Annotated in this window: 15 protein-coding genes; 5 read left to right on the forward strand and 10 right to left on the reverse strand. The window is 56.8% G+C overall.

Going from position 1 to position 13553, the window contains the following annotated elements; genetic code table 11:
• Positions 1-156: 156 nt before the first annotated feature.
• The gene (locus CKK19_RS14750; protein WP_034018401.1) at positions 157-1224 is read right to left on the reverse strand and encodes a PDDEXK nuclease domain-containing protein; all 1068 of its coding nucleotides are present in this window, start codon (positions 1222-1224) and stop codon (positions 157-159) included.
• Positions 1221-2423, reverse strand: coding sequence for a tyrosine-type recombinase/integrase (locus CKK19_RS14755; RefSeq protein ID WP_034018398.1), 1203 nt, complete (start codon positions 2421-2423; stop codon positions 1221-1223). The genes CKK19_RS14750 and CKK19_RS14755 overlap by 4 nt, the downstream gene beginning before the upstream one ends.
• A gap of 181 nt (positions 2424-2604) precedes the next feature.
• On the opposite strand from CKK19_RS14755, the gene CKK19_RS14760 reads away from it, so the two are divergent.
• Entirely contained in the window at positions 2605-2844 is a 240-nt protein-coding gene (locus tag CKK19_RS14760) for a hypothetical protein (protein ID WP_015570352.1), read from the forward strand.
• 30 nt (positions 2845-2874) lie between these two features.
• On the opposite strand, the gene CKK19_RS14765 is transcribed toward CKK19_RS14760, so the two are convergent.
• Positions 2875-3570, reverse strand: a complete 696-nt coding sequence (locus CKK19_RS14765; RefSeq protein ID WP_017384255.1) for a gamma-glutamylcyclotransferase — start codon at positions 3568-3570, stop codon at positions 2875-2877.
• Positions 3571-3747: 177 nt separating this feature from the next.
• Positions 3748-3978 (reverse strand): putative cation transport regulator ChaB, encoded by a 231-nt coding sequence (gene chaB, locus CKK19_RS14770; RefSeq protein ID WP_003856674.1) that lies wholly within the window; start codon positions 3976-3978, stop codon positions 3748-3750.
• A 268-nt stretch (positions 3979-4246) separates the two neighbouring features.
• Here chaB and chaA point away from each other — a divergent pair, with 268 nt between their 5' ends.
• Entirely contained in the window at positions 4247-5347 is a 1101-nt protein-coding gene (gene chaA / locus CKK19_RS14775; protein WP_003856672.1) for a sodium-potassium/proton antiporter ChaA, read from the forward strand.
• Positions 5348-5451: 104 nt separating this feature from the next.
• On the opposite strand, the gene kdsA is transcribed toward chaA, so the two are convergent.
• The 6 genes from kdsA to hemA are packed head-to-tail and all read right to left on the reverse strand — an operon-like array spanning position 5452 to position 10755.
• Entirely contained in the window at positions 5452-6306 is an 855-nt protein-coding gene (gene kdsA, locus CKK19_RS14780) for a 3-deoxy-8-phosphooctulonate synthase (RefSeq protein ID WP_022648375.1), read from the reverse strand.
• A 36-nt stretch (positions 6307-6342) separates the two neighbouring features.
• Positions 6343-7152, reverse strand: a complete 810-nt coding sequence (gene sirB1, locus CKK19_RS14785) for an invasion regulator SirB1 (protein ID WP_022648376.1) — start codon at positions 7150-7152, stop codon at positions 6343-6345.
• A gap of 3 nt (positions 7153-7155) precedes the next feature.
• On the reverse strand, positions 7156-7548 hold the full coding sequence (gene sirB2 / locus CKK19_RS14790; RefSeq protein WP_063853517.1) for an invasion regulator SirB2: 393 nt from the start codon (positions 7546-7548) through the stop codon (positions 7156-7158).
• A complete protein-coding gene (gene prmC, locus CKK19_RS14795; RefSeq protein WP_063853518.1) occupies positions 7545-8375 on the reverse strand; it encodes a peptide chain release factor N(5)-glutamine methyltransferase in 831 nt (276 codons plus the stop codon). Before prmC ends, sirB2 begins: the two co-directional genes overlap by 4 nt.
• Positions 8375-9457: a peptide chain release factor 1 gene (gene prfA, locus CKK19_RS14800; RefSeq protein WP_023306432.1), complete on the reverse strand. Its 1083-nt coding sequence runs from the start codon at positions 9455-9457 to the stop codon at positions 8375-8377. Before prfA ends, prmC begins: the two co-directional genes overlap by 1 nt.
• A 41-nt stretch (positions 9458-9498) precedes the next feature.
• On the reverse strand, positions 9499-10755 hold the full coding sequence (gene hemA / locus CKK19_RS14805) for a glutamyl-tRNA reductase (protein ID WP_003856666.1): 1257 nt from the start codon (positions 10753-10755) through the stop codon (positions 9499-9501).
• A gap of 201 nt (positions 10756-10956) precedes the next feature.
• On the opposite strand from hemA, the gene lolB reads away from it, so the two are divergent.
• The 3 genes from lolB (at position 10957) to prs (ending at position 13507) form a co-directional block, all read left to right on the forward strand.
• The gene (gene lolB / locus CKK19_RS14810; protein WP_003856665.1) at positions 10957-11568 is read left to right on the forward strand and encodes a lipoprotein insertase outer membrane protein LolB; all 612 of its coding nucleotides are present in this window, start codon (positions 10957-10959) and stop codon (positions 11566-11568) included.
• A complete protein-coding gene (gene ispE / locus CKK19_RS14815) occupies positions 11565-12434 on the forward strand; it encodes a 4-(cytidine 5'-diphospho)-2-C-methyl-D-erythritol kinase (RefSeq protein WP_023300294.1) in 870 nt (289 codons plus the stop codon). Before lolB ends, ispE begins: the two co-directional genes overlap by 4 nt.
• A gap of 125 nt (positions 12435-12559) precedes the next feature.
• Complete coding sequence (gene prs, locus CKK19_RS14820; protein ID WP_003856663.1) at positions 12560-13507, forward strand: ribose-phosphate diphosphokinase; 948 nt, start codon at positions 12560-12562, stop codon at positions 13505-13507.
• Positions 13508-13553: the final 46 nt, after the last annotated feature.

Consider the following 13553-nt stretch of genomic DNA (forward strand, 5'->3'; position numbering starts at 1 on the left):
GCCCAGTCACACAGTCGGCTTTCGGGCAAGCGGAGCGCGCAGGTCCACGAGGGCCGAAGGCGTCAGGGGGCAGCCGGATGGCTGCGATTCGGCACGAAGCGCGGGGCGCAGCCCGCGAACCCGACGGCGGTACGCCAGGACGCACGGATACTGCTGTCAGGACTTCTCGCCAGGCTCCCGCTGCTCGATCTGCAATCGCGCCCTCTCGGTCGCCTGCTGCAGCTTCTCGCCCAGCACCGCTCGCGGCGGCAAGCTGGTCAGGTACTCGGCGACGTGAATGCCTGACTTATCCAGTTCCAGTAATTCGATCTGTTCGCGCTTCTTGCCGGTGCAAAGGATGATCCCCAGCGGCGAGGCTTCTTCCGGCTCCCGCTCGTGCTTGTCCAGCCAGCGCAAGTAAAGCTCCATCTGTCCCTTGTAGGCTGCTTTGAACTCGCCGATCTTCAATTCCACCGCCACCAGCCGCCGCAGCTTGCGGTTGTAGAAAAGCAGGTCAAGGTGGAAATCCTCGTCGTCGATCTGGATGCGCTTCTGCCGGGCAACGAAGCAGAAACCCGCGCCCAGCTCCAGCAGGAAAGCTTCCATTTCGCGGATGATGGCTGCCTCCAGGTCGCTTTCCTGCCAGCTATCTCGCAGCCCCAGGAAGTCGAGGATGTAGGGATCGCGCATGACCAGTGCTGGGGTCATGCGCTTTGCATCGCGCAGTGTCGCCAGCTCCTGCGCGATGGTTTCTTCCGGTTTTTGGGATAGCGCCGTGCGCTCGTACAACATCGAGTCGATGCGCTCGCGTAGCGTCCGCACGCTCCAGCGCTCGGTGCTCGCCATCTGAGCGTAATAGTCCCGCTGAAGGGGGTCTTTCAGCGGCAGCAAGGCTACGAAATGCGACCAGCTCAATTGTCGTGACAGCGTCACGACAATTGGCTCCTTGGGGTAAGTGGCCGCGAACTGCACCATCCGGCGCAGGTTCTTGTCCGCGAAGCTGCGTCCATAGTCGCGGACAAGCTGCTCGGCCAGAGACGGCAGGATCTCCTCGCCGTACCCGGCCCGTTGCCCGGCCAGCACTTCCGTATGGATGCGCTGGCCTATGCGCCAGAACAGCAAGGTTAGTTCGGCATTGACCGCCGAGGCGGCGCGCTGGTGCGCAGCCTCAATCAGTGCCCGAATGTCACCCAACAGTGCCTTCGGCGCTGCTGGTGAAGAGGGGGACACCTTGCGCCTGCTCATGCCGTCACCTCCGCAGGGGATTGCTTAGCGCCGGTGATCGCCTTGCGCCGGTTCGCCACCAACTCGGCGGCCTCCCGCACGGGCTTGTCTTCGGTGTGGACGTAGCGCATGAACATCGCCACGGTCTTGTGGGCTGTCAGAGCCATACCGACCTTCACCGGGATGCCAGAATTGGCGATGTCCGTCGCCGAGCGGTGACGGATGCCGTGCGTACCCACATGCGTCACGCCAGCGGCTTTGAGAGTGCGGCTCCAACCGTTGTAATACTCCCCGTCGGTCAAATGCCGATCAGGGTGACGCGGAGACGGTAATACATGGGGCGTCGTAGCATTGCGAGCCGCCGTCGAAAGAAGCCGATAGGCTTCTTCGCTCATGGGCTTGGACATACCGCCTGTCTTGCTGTCAGGCCACACCACCCGCCGGTTTTCCAGATCAATCCAATCCCATTGGAGTGAGACGATCTCAGAAAGGCGAGCGGCAAACTCGAATTGCAGGCGGATGGCCAACGGGATCACGGCATGCTCCAGGCCTTCCGCCTCCAATTGGTCAAGGTAGCGAAACAACTTGCCCATTTCCTCGTCGCTGATGAGGTGAGTCGCCTTGCCGTTCGGGTACATGGGCACATGGCGGCATGGGTTAGTGCCGTCAGGGCGATAGCCCCATATCTCGGCCAAGTTGAACATCTTGCGCATCACGCTGAACGTGCGGTTCGCATCGGCGGGTTTGTGCGCCATCTTCTTCATCATCGAAGCCACGTCAGGCCGCTTCAGATCCTGCACCTTCATGCGGCCAAGCATCGGGATGATGTTGCGATCAATGACGCTCTGGTAGCCTTCCTGCGTGCTCGGCTTGTTACGCTGGCTGGAGTAGTCTTCCATGAACTTGATGCACAGCTCCTTGACCGTGGGTGCCTGACGCGCTGCAGCCTTCTCTGCGGCAGGATCTCCACCCCGGCGCACTTGCGCCAGCCACTCCTGCGCCAGCGACCGAGCCTGTTCGACGGTCAGCTCTCCGTATAGGCCCAAGGCAGGTTTGCGCCGCTCTCCGGCGTTTGTGCGGTACTGGAGCATGAACACCTTGCGGCCTGCCGGGGTGATCTTGCACAGGAAGCCAGGAACCAGGGTATCGCGCAGTTCGACTGGCTGCGCTTGGGCTTGTGCCGCATCGACTGCGGACTTGGTGAGTTTGATTTTCGCCATGATGACTCCTCGGAAGACCCGATTTCCAGGAGCCTGTTGGGAGCCAAGCGGATGGAAGCCGGGTCAAGTTTCAGAAAGCACCGGCATATGATGAATCCGCCTAAGTTATTGATAAACCTGCTGTATCTGGCTGCGGCGTAGTCCAGCGAAGTTCGGTGCTGGAGTCATGGTGAAATAAAAAATGGCACGAGTTAAAACGAGTCTGAAACTGTTTGGCGGGGATACGGTAGTGGTGCGTTGCTCAGAACGTTGCCGCATCCATCTGATGAGTACAAAAGGGCAAAAGCAATCGCAGGCAGATATCCTTACCGTCCAGGATGATAAGGCCTGGCTGACGGTGCCTTACACCGGCACCTGGGATGTGCTGATCGACAGCCACAGCCAGTCGCTCGAACATTCCGTAAGTTACGTGGCAGCATAACCATAAACGCCCGGCCAGCCGGGCGTATTATCAGGCAAAACCCGGGCGCAGCGTATTGCTGAGCGGGTTCCCTTCCAGCAGCGCTTTAACCTTCACCACCAGCTCACTCAGACAGTCGTCCTGCATACCGAGACGCGTCAGCTCCTGATCGAGCGAGAAAAGGTACTGGGCGTTAGTGCCCAGCGGTCCACTGGCGGCGGCAATCAGCGGGGCAATCACCTGGGTTCGGGTGTCGGCTTCATACAGCGGGTGGCGCGGATCCATAATGAACACCAGCGCGTTGACGGTGCGGCCGTCGTCCAGTTCCAGCTTGCACCAGCTGGGCATATAGCAGCCGGTGATCATCTCGCGCTTCCACAGCAGCGTCAGCTCATCTTCCAGCGTGGTATCCGGCAGCCGGTATGCCACGCCCGTGGTGCGCCCGCCCTCTTTTAGTGCAAGCATACGTCCAGGCTGACAGGCGCTGCCGCGTCCGGCGGTCAGGCGCAAACAGAAGGCGCGGTGCCAGCCAGGCAGCGTTCCGGTTGCCGATTCAACAAACTCGAGCGCCGGGTTCCACATCAGAGAGCCGTAACCAAAAATCCAGACCGGGCCATCATCCGGGCGGCAGGCCAGCGTTGCCGCAAGCGACGCCGCACGTTGTTCAGCCGACCACAGAAGCGATTCCTCAATAGCACCAAATGCCGTCTTACAATCTGCCTTCATCAAGAAATCACGCGTTAACACATTCCACCTCCGCCACTGCATGCTTCCTTGCGACATCTTTAATGCGCCTTCCCGGCATTCTGTGCTGTTCATTTTAACAGCAGTTGAGCAACGATAAGCAATTCGCGGGCCAGATGCAATACAGCGGCAGTTCAACCGCCTGAAATGTCAAAATGGAGGCAGCGTATTATTCGGCAGCTATTTCTTTTTGTGCCATTTGTCATCATCCCCTTTCTCATAGTCATTTTTTACGGCGGCCCAGGCCACTTTATGCGCCGTCTCTTCACGGCTGGCATCGTCCCGGCGATCTTCTTTATCTTTGTACTGATCCCAGGCGCTGTTAAAGGCTTCTTTGTAGATATCCTGAGCGTGGGCAGGCAGTACGTTTTGCACGTTATCCGGTAATTCGCTTTTCGATTTGTATGGCATCGTTAACCTCTCTTTTGGCTAAAAGATAAGTGTGGACGACGATACGCCAGGGTGCCAGCCGACAGCAAGAAATGAACTAATTAAGAGCGCAAGGCGTTGTTATTAAATTAATATTTTGTGTAAATAAGGTATTATAAGCTTCAGGAAGAAAATTCCCATTAAAGGGTAAAATTAAGTAAAAAATACAGGGTATTTAACCGTTTTCTGTTAATTTAACACCCTCAAAATCTATCTATAATTACAAGCACCTGCACTGTTGGAGAAACACATGACAGCAACACACGAGGCGGTAAAGACCCGCCACAAGGAGACCTCTCTCATTTTCCCGGTTCTGGCACTGGCTGTGCTGCTCTTCTGGGGAAGCAGTCAGTCATTGCCAGTGGTTGTGGGGATCAATATTCTGGCTCTGGTGGGTATTTTAACCAGTGCATTTAGCGTGGTACGCCATGCGGATGTTTTAGCCCACCGTCTTGGAGAGCCGTATGGGTCATTAATTTTAAGCCTTTCGGTTGTGATTCTTGAGGTCAGTCTAATTTCCGCATTAATGGCCACCGGCGACGCCGCACCAACGTTAATGCGCGATACGCTCTACTCCATCATTATGATTGTTACCGGCGGCCTGGTCGGTTTTTCGCTTTTATTAGGTGGCCGCAAATTTGCCACCCAGTACATGAACCTTTTTGGCATTAAACAGTATCTGATCGCCCTGTTCCCGCTGGCGATTATCGTGCTGGTATTCCCGATGGCATTGCCGGGCGCAAACTTCACCACCGGCCAGGCGCTGCTGGTGGCGCTGATTTCCGCGGCAATGTACGGCGTGTTCTTGCTGATCCAGACCAAAACGCACCAGAGCCTGTTTGTTTACGAGCATGAAGACGACGGCGACGATGATGACCCGCATCACGGTAAGCCGTCGGCCCACAGCAGCGCGTGGCACACGGTTTGGCTGATCGTGCATCTGATTGCCGTTATTGCTGTCACCAAGATGAATGCAAACCCGCTGGAGGCGCTATTAACTGAACTGAACGCGCCGGTCGCCTTTACCGGTTTCCTGGTGGCCCTGTTGATCCTGTCGCCAGAAGGCCTGGGAGCGCTGAAAGCGGTGCTCAATAATCAGGTGCAGCGTGCGATGAATCTGTTCTTCGGCTCCGTTCTGGCGACCATCTCCCTTACCGTTCCGGTGGTGACGTTGATTGCCTTTATGACGGGAAATGAATTGCAGTTTGCGCTGGGTGCGCCAGAGATGATTGTGATGGTGGCATCCTTGCTGCTGTGCCAGATATCCTTCTCCACCGGCCGCACCAATGTGCTGAACGGCGCGGCGCATATGGCGCTGTTTATTGCGTATCTGATGACGATATTTGCGTAATTTTTTTGCCGGGTGGCGCTGCGCTTACCCGGCCTACGAAACCCGTAGGCCCGCGCAAGCGTAGCGCCGCCGGGCAAAGAAAAACCCGCCGAAGCGGTTTTTTATTAGTTGCTGGTATCCAGCTCGTCGAAGCTCTTCACCAGATCGTCAATCGCTTTAATCTGTTTCAGGAATGGCTCCAGCTTATCCAGCGGCAGCGCGGATGGACCGTCGCATTTCGCGTTAACCGGATCCGGGTGCGCTTCAATGAACAGACCCGCCAGGCCGGTTGCCATACCGGCGCGCGCCAGTTCGGTCACCTGCGCACGACGCCCGCCAGACGCGGCGCCAAACGGGTCGCGACATTGCAGGGAGTGGGTCACGTCGAAAATCACCGGAGACTGGTTAGAGACGTTCTTCATTACGCTGAAGCCCAGCATATCCACAACCAGGTTGTCATAACCGAAGTTTGAACCACGGTCGCACAGGATCACCTGGTCGTTACCACCTTCGATAAACTTATCGACGATGTTACCCATCTGGCCAGGGCTCACGAACTGAGGTTTTTTCACGTTAATCACGGCACCGGTTTTCGCCATCGCTTCTACCAGGTCAGTCTGGCGCGCCAGGAACGCCGGAAGCTGAATCACGTCTACCACATCAGCCACGGGCTGTGCCTGAGACGCTTCGTGCACGTCGGTGATCACTTTCACGCCAAACGTCTGTTTCAGCTCCTGGAAAATCTTCATCCCCTCTTCCAGGCCCGGGCCACGGTAGGAGTGAATGGAGGAGCGGTTGGCTTTGTCAAAAGAGGCTTTAAACACGTACGGGATGCCCAGCTTTTGGGTCACAGTCACGTAGTGTTCGCAGATGCGCATAGCGAGATCGCGGGATTCCAGTACGTTCATACCGCCAAACAACACGAACGGCAGGTCGTTTGCCACGTTGATATCACCAATGCTAACCACTTTTTGTTTCATAGGATCGCCTTATTCAGGTGTGAATCGGAATTAAGATTAATGCAGTGTAATGTGTTTATGCGCGATCGCGTTGATCTGCGCGCGAATCATTTCGCTGATCGGATCTTCCGGACATTGCTCGACGAAATAATTCAAATCATTCAGCGCCACGTGTTCGCAGTCGAGCTGCGCATAAATCAGGCCGCGGTCGCGGATTTCGTACGGATCTTCCGGATTGAACTGTAACAGCACTTCGCTTGCGCGCAGGGCCAGCTCCATCTGACGCTCTTCCATCAGCGCAGACTTCAGCGTATCCAACAGCTTGCGGATCACTTCGGCGTTATCGGCTTCATCGAGATCTTCATTGAACAGCTCCGCTATCGGGCTGATGTTGCCTTTCAGCCAGACGTCCAGCGTATGCTCATCCAGCGTGTCGCCGTTAAACGGATTGATTAACCACATCTCACCGTCCAGCCACTCCGCCCGCAAAATCATCTGCGTGGGGAAAATGACCGGCACCAGTGGAATATCCAGTCGGTGCGCAACCCACAGTAAAATGGCGCCCAACGCGACGGCGCTACCCTGTCGATTTTTCAGCACCTGGTCCAGCCACAGTGCGTCAGACAGGCGATACACGCCTCGCGTGTCGCAGAAACCCCATTCGCCGTAGAAAAGCTCAATCAGCTTCTCTAATTGCCAGTCTTGCGGACGTGCCTGATTGATCTCTTCGCGCGCCAGGCTGACCAGATTTTCCAGTTCAGCGTAAACGTACTGTGATGTGAAATCGTCGCGGATCATCTCTGAAATCAGGATCATACCATCGCATAGCGGCACTTTGTTAAATTCGAAATCGGCTAAGGACCTCATGACTTACCCCAGTAACGGTATTCTTGTGGTGGCGAGTTTAATGATGATGTACAGCACCACCAGACCCAGCAGAAAGGCGATAAACCCTGTCTGCTGGCTGCGCGGACGATGACGCCCAAGCGCGATAAAACCCAAAACGATGTAGATGATAACGCCAAACAGCTTTTCAGTCAGCCATAGGCCTTTATCAGTAAATGGCAGATAGCCGGTCTTCCAGATTAACCCGGCTCCGGAAAGGAACAGCACTGTGTCGATACCGTGTGGGGCGATACGTACCCAGCGGGCGTTAATCAGCGGATTATTGCTGTAGCGCCACCCGTAGCGGACAATGAAAAAGCCGATGGTCAGGGCAACGGAAACCAGGTGAACGGAGATTAGCAGCGTAAACAGGCTCATGACCACTGCCCCAGCGTCAGACGTTCATTGCCGCCGTAATCCCGGCAGGTTTCCACGGCGGCGTATCCGGCACGCGTAAACAGTGCTCGCACCGCCTTTCCCTGCGTCCACCCATGTTCCACCAGCAGCCAGCCACCGGGAAGCAAATGTTGCCGTGACGTTGTCACAATGTGATCGAGATCCGCAAGTCCCTGATTCGCAGCGACCAGCGCGGTCAACGGTTCGAAACGCACGTCGCCCTGCGCGAGATGCGGATCGTCTTCGTCGATGTAGGGCGGATTGCTGACAATCATTTCGAACATGCGGCTTTCAAGCGCGGCAAACCAGCTGCTTCGCAGAACGGAAACATTGTTCAGCCTCAGCCGTTCAACGTTGCGCCGCGCGAGGGCGACCGCATCAGGCATCACGTCTACCGCCATCACGGTACAGTCCGGCCGCTCGCTGGCAAGCGCCAGCGCAATCGCACCGGTGCCGGTACCGAGATCGAGGATCTGACACGACTGCGCCGGTAACCGCGCCAGCGCCTGCTCCACCAGACACTCGGTGTCCGGGCGCGGGATCAGCGTCGCCGCTGAGACATACAGCGGAAGTGACCAGAACTCGCGCTCACCAACCAGATGCGCCACCGGCTCGCCGGTTTTACGGCGGGCGAGCAGCGCCTCCAGCTGCGATAGCTGTTCAGCTGTCAGTTCGGTTTCGCCGAAAGCCAGCAGATACGTGCGGGCTTTACCCGTCACATGCTCAAGCAGAATTTCGGCGTCCCGCTTCGGGCTTTCACTTTCTGAAAGTTCACGGGCCGCCTCACGTAACCAGCGCTGAAAATCCATTAATCCTGCTCGGACAGCGCCGCCAGCTGGTCGGCCTGGTATTCCTGCACGATAGGCTCAATCAGCATATCGAGCTTGCCTTCCATTGCCTCATCCAGACGGTAGAGCGTCAGGTTGATGCGGTGGTCGGTTACGCGCCCCTGCGGGAAGTTATAGGTGCGGTTACGATCGCTACGGTCGCCGCTGCCCAGCAGGTTACGGCGGGTAGAGGCTTCCGCCTGCTGGCGTTTCGCCATTTCCGCCGCGTGGATACGGGCACCCAGCACGGATAACGCCTTAGCTTTGTTCTTGTGCTGGGATCGCTCGTCCTGACACTCAACCACAATCCCGGTGGGCAGGTGAGTAATACGGATAGCGGAGTCGGTGGTGTTAACGTGCTGACCACCCGCCCCTGAAGAGCGGAAGGTGTCGATGCGCAGATCCGCCGGGTTGATATCCGGCAGTTCCGCTTCCGGCAGCTCGGGCATGACCGCCACCGTACAGGCCGAAGTGTGAATGCGTCCCTGAGATTCTGTCGCAGGCACACGCTGCACGCGGTGACCACCGGATTCAAACTTCAGCCGACCATAAACGCCGTCGCCGCTGATTTTGGCGATAACCTCTTTGTAGCCGCCATGCTCGCCTTCGTTGGCGCTCATGATCTCTACGCGCCAGCGGCGTGATTCCGCATAACGGCTGTACATACGGAACAGATCTCCGGCGAACAGCGCCGCTTCGTCGCCGCCGGTACCGGCGCGGACTTCCACAAAAGCGTTACGCTCATCGTCCGGATCTTTTGGCAGCAGAAGGACCTGAAGCTGCTGCTCCATCTCTTCTGACCGTGCTTTAGCGTGCTGCAACTCTTCCTGGGCCATCTCGCGCATTTCAGGATCGTCGAGCATCATCTGCGCGGTTTCGATATCTTCCTGGACCTGTCGCCAGTCGGTAAAGCATTTTGAAACATCACTTAACTGCGCGTATTCACGCGACAGCGCGCGAAAACGTTCCTGGTCGGCAATGGTCCCGGCATCGCCGAGCAGCGCCTGGACTTCTTCATGGCGCTCGTGCAGAGCTTCCAGTTTAGCGACGATAGAAGGCTTCATAGGCGTAAATGCACCTTGTCTTAGAAAATGGGTATAGGGCGCTATTCCAGCCCGAGGCTGTTGCGCAGAATAGTCAGGCGTTCATCGTCCCCGTCACGGGCAGCCTGCTGAAGAGATTTGGTTGGGGCATGGATCAGGCGGTTGGTCAGTTTCCAGGCTAAATCCTGCATAATCGCCTGCGCGTCGCCGCCCTGTTCAAGGGCCGCTAACGCTTTGGCCGTCAGGTCATCACGCACCTGCTCCGCCTGACCGCGGTATTCGCGGATGGTCTCGCTGACGCTTTGCGCGCGCAGCCAGGCCATAAATTCGCTGGTTTCCTGTTCAACGATGGTTTCCGCCTGCACAGCCGCCGCCTTACGCTGGGCAAGGTTGTGCGAAATGATGCTTTGCAGGTCATCCACGCTGTACAGGTAGGCGTTCGCCAGTTTGCCCACTTCCGGTTCGACATCACGCGGAACGGCGATATCCACCAGCAGCATCGGTTGATTGCGGCGGGATTTCAGCGCACGCTCGACCATCCCTTTCCCGATAATCGGCAGCGGGCTGGCGGTAGAACTGATAATAATGTCCGCCTCTTTCAGACGTTCATCGATGTCGCTCAGCGCAATCACCTCAGCGCCCACTTCATCTGCCAGCACCTGCGCACGTTCGCGGGTGCGGTTAGCGATGATCATCTTCTTCACCTTGTGTTCGCGAAGATGGCGCGCCACCAGCTCGATGGTTTCGCCCGCCCCCACCAGCAGTACGGTGACGGTCGACAGCGATTCAAAGATTTGACGGGCAAGAGTACAGGCCGCGAAAGCAACCGAAACCGCACTGGCGCCAATGTCGGTTTCGGTTCGCACACGCTTCGCCACGGAGAATGACTTCTGGAACATTCGCTCCAGTTCGCTGGCTTTCAGATGCCCTTTCTGGGAATCCGCGAAGGCTTTTTTCACCTGGCCGAGGATCTGCGGCTCGCCCAGCACCAGCGAATCCAGACCGCTGGCCACACGCATCAGATGGCTGACCGCATCGTTATCCTGATGCCAGTACAGGCTGTTGCGCAGCTCTTCTTCGTTGAGGTTGTGATAGTCACATAGCCAGCGGATCAGCGCCTCGTGCAGGTTGTCCTGCTCCTCCACGCTTAAATAGAGCTCGGTACGGTTGCACGTCGACAGCACCACGCCACCCTGCACCATCGGCTGTGCAAGCAGGCTATCCAGCGCCAGGTCGAGCGTATCCGGCGAAAACGTAACGCGTTCTCGCAGTGAAACCGGGGCCGTTTTGTGGTTAATACCGAGTGCTAATAGGGTCATGTTGAGCGGGAGTAGTACCAGCGTTAATAAGGTTAGCAGGACGCATCATACAGGATGCGCGAGATCAATAAAAGAGACTGCCCCCTTTCGGAGTAATAGCTTACGCCGCGCTTTGAGATAATTTGAACGTAGACGGTGGCACCCTTCAACGCTAGCATTAACAGTTATAACTGCAACGTATCTCAAGGATTTGTCATCATTATGACCCGAATGATTCGCCTGCTGCCTCTGGCGGCCCTGGTTCTGACCGCCTGTTCCGTTCATCAGCCGAAAGGCCCGGGCAAAAGCCCCGACTCACCGCAGTGGCGTCAGCACCAGCAGGATGTGCTGAAATTAAGCCAGTACCAGACCCGCGGTGCATTTGCATATCTCTCTGACGAACAAAAAGTTTATGCTCGCTTCTTCTGGCAGCAAACGGGGCAGGACAACTATCGCCTGCTGCTGCTCAACCCGCTGGGCAGCACCGAGCTGGAGCTTAACGCGAAGCCTGGCGAAGCGCAGATCACCGATAACAAAGGCCAGCACTACACCGCGACCGACGCCGAAGAGATGATTGGCAAACTGACCGGGATGCCGATTCCGCTCAATAGTCTGCGCCAGTGGATCCTTGGCCTGCCGGGTGACGCCACCGACTATACGCTTGATGACCAATACCGTCTGAGCCAGGTTAACTACACCCAGGGCGGTAAAACCTGGAAAGTGGTGTACAGCGCGTATGACAGCAAGACGCAACCATCGCTGCCGTCCAATATGGAGCTGACGCAGGGTAGCCAGCGTATCAAGCTGAAAATGGATAACTGGATCGTTAAATGATGACCCACTGGCCCTCTCCCGCAAAACTGAACCTGTTTCTCTACATTACCGGGCAGCGCGCTGACGGCTATCACACCCTGCAAACCCTGTTTCAGTTTGTCGACTACGGCGACACGATCTCAATCGAACCGCGTCAGGACGGGCAGATTTGCCTGCTGACGCCAGTCGACGGCGTGGCGCATGACGATAACCTGATCGTGCGCGCTGCCCGCCTGCTGATGAAAACGGCGTCGTCGTCGGATCGTCTGCCAGCGGGAAGCGGTGCGGATATCCGTATCGACAAACGCCTGCCGATGGGCGGCGGTCTTGGCGGCGGTTCGTCAAATGCTGCAACCGTTTTGGTGGCGCTTAACCATCTGTGGGGCTGCGGTCTGACAACGGACGAGCTGGCAGCGTTAGGGTTGACGCTGGGCGCCGATGTACCAGTGTTTGTACGCGGCCACGCGGCGTTTGCTGAAGGGGTGGGCGAAATCCTCACGCCGGTCGATCCGCCGGAAAAATGGTATCTGATCGTTCACCCTGGCGTGAGCATTCCTACCCCGGTCATCTTTAAAGATCCTGACCTGAAAAGAAATACCCCGGTACGGTCAATAAAAACGTTATTAAATTGTGAATTCAGCAACGATTGCGAGGATATCGCAAGAAAACGTTTTCGCGAGGTTGATGCGGTGCTTTCCTGGCTGTTAGAATACGCGCCGTCGCGCCTGACCGGTACAGGGGCCTGTGTCTTTGCTGAATTTGACACCGAATCCGCCGCCCGTCAGGTGCTTGAGCAAGCGCCGGATTGGCTGCATGGTTTTGTAGCACGCGGGATGAACACCTCCCCCCTACAGCAGGCCATTCTGGCGCAGACTGAGTTTCGGTGACAACGTCACCCTGTTCCAGACGTTGCATCGCGCTCTTTAATACACCGCCTGGATAGCGTTTGCTTAGGCCCCGCAGTTTGCGGCGAACGCTATCCACCACTGGACGCATGCCTGAGGTTCTTCTCGTGCCTGATATGAAGCTTTTTGCTGGTAACGCCACCCCGGAACTAGCACAACGTATTGCCAACCGCCTGTACACTTCCCTCGGCGACGCCGCTGTAGGTCGCTTTAGCGACGGCGAAGTCAGCGTACAAATTAACGAAAATGTACGCGGTGGTGATATTTTCATCATCCAGTCCACCTGTGCTCCAACGAACGACAACCTGATGGAATTGGTTGTTATGGTCGACGCGCTGCGTCGCGCTTCTGCTGGCCGTATCACTGCTGTTATTCCTTACTTTGGCTATGCACGTCAGGACCGTCGCGTCCGTTCCGCGCGTGTGCCAATCACCGCTAAAGTTGTCGCAGACTTCCTGTCCAGCGTCGGCGTTGACCGCGTACTGACGGTCGACCTGCACGCAGAGCAGATCCAGGGCTTCTTCGACGTGCCGGTTGATAACGTTTTCGGCAGCCCAATCCTGCTGGAAGACATGCTGCAACTGAATCTGGACAACCCGATTGTGGTTTCTCCAGACATCGGCGGCGTGGTACGTGCTCGAGCTATCGCGAAGCTGCTGAACGATACCGACATGGCGATCATCGACAAACGCCGTCCGCGCGCTAACGTTTCTCAGGTGATGCACATCATCGGTGACGTGGCTGGCCGCGACTGCGTGTTGGTGGACGACATGATCGATACCGGCGGTACGCTGTGTAAAGCCGCTGAAGCGCTGAAAGAGCGTGGTGCGAAACGCGTATTCGCTTACGCGACTCACCCGATCTTCTCCGGCAATGCGGTAAACAACCTGCGTAACTCCGTCATCGACGAAGTTGTGGTGTGCGATACCATTCCACTGAGTGACGAGATCAAAGCGCTGCCAAACGTGCGTACGTTGACTCTGTCCGGGATGCTGGCCGAAGCGATTCGTCGTATCAGCAACGAAGAATCCATCTCTGCAATGTTCGAACACTGATCGAACACGGCCAAAAAACCCGCTACGGCGGGTTTTTTTGTTTATA

Source organism: Enterobacter sp. CCUG 70166, assembly GCF_020224095.1.
GTDB classification, from domain to species: domain Bacteria; phylum Pseudomonadota; class Gammaproteobacteria; order Enterobacterales; family Enterobacteriaceae; genus Enterobacter; species Enterobacter intestinihominis.

Excerpts from the sequence above, each read along its gene's own strand:
- CKK19_RS14750 (WP_034018401.1), bottom strand. The coding sequence starts at position 1,224 with ATGAGCAGGCGCAAGGTGTCCCCCTCTTCACCAGCAGCGCCGAAGGCA.
- CKK19_RS14755 (WP_034018398.1), bottom strand. The coding sequence starts at position 2,423 with ATGGCGAAAATCAAACTCACCAAGTCCGCAGTCGATGCGGCACAAGCC.
- CKK19_RS14760 (WP_015570352.1), top strand. The coding sequence starts at position 2,605 with ATGGCACGAGTTAAAACGAGTCTGAAACTGTTTGGCGGGGATACGGTA.
- chaB (WP_003856674.1), bottom strand. The coding sequence starts at position 3,978 with ATGCCATACAAATCGAAAAGCGAATTACCGGATAACGTGCAAAACGTA.
- chaA (WP_003856672.1), top strand. The coding sequence starts at position 4,247 with ATGACAGCAACACACGAGGCGGTAAAGACCCGCCACAAGGAGACCTCT.
- kdsA (WP_022648375.1), bottom strand. The coding sequence starts at position 6,306 with ATGAAACAAAAAGTGGTTAGCATTGGTGATATCAACGTGGCAAACGAC.
- sirB1 (WP_022648376.1), bottom strand. The coding sequence starts at position 7,152 with ATGAGGTCCTTAGCCGATTTCGAATTTAACAAAGTGCCGCTATGCGAT.
- sirB2 (WP_063853517.1), bottom strand. The coding sequence starts at position 7,548 with ATGAGCCTGTTTACGCTGCTAATCTCCGTTCACCTGGTTTCCGTTGCC.
- prmC (WP_063853518.1), bottom strand. The coding sequence starts at position 8,375 with ATGGATTTTCAGCGCTGGTTACGTGAGGCGGCCCGTGAACTTTCAGAA.
- prfA (WP_023306432.1), bottom strand. The coding sequence starts at position 9,457 with ATGAAGCCTTCTATCGTCGCTAAACTGGAAGCTCTGCACGAGCGCCAT.
- hemA (WP_003856666.1), bottom strand. The coding sequence starts at position 10,755 with ATGACCCTATTAGCACTCGGTATTAACCACAAAACGGCCCCGGTTTCA.
- lolB (WP_003856665.1), top strand. The coding sequence starts at position 10,957 with ATGACCCGAATGATTCGCCTGCTGCCTCTGGCGGCCCTGGTTCTGACC.
- ispE (WP_023300294.1), top strand. The coding sequence starts at position 11,565 with ATGATGACCCACTGGCCCTCTCCCGCAAAACTGAACCTGTTTCTCTAC.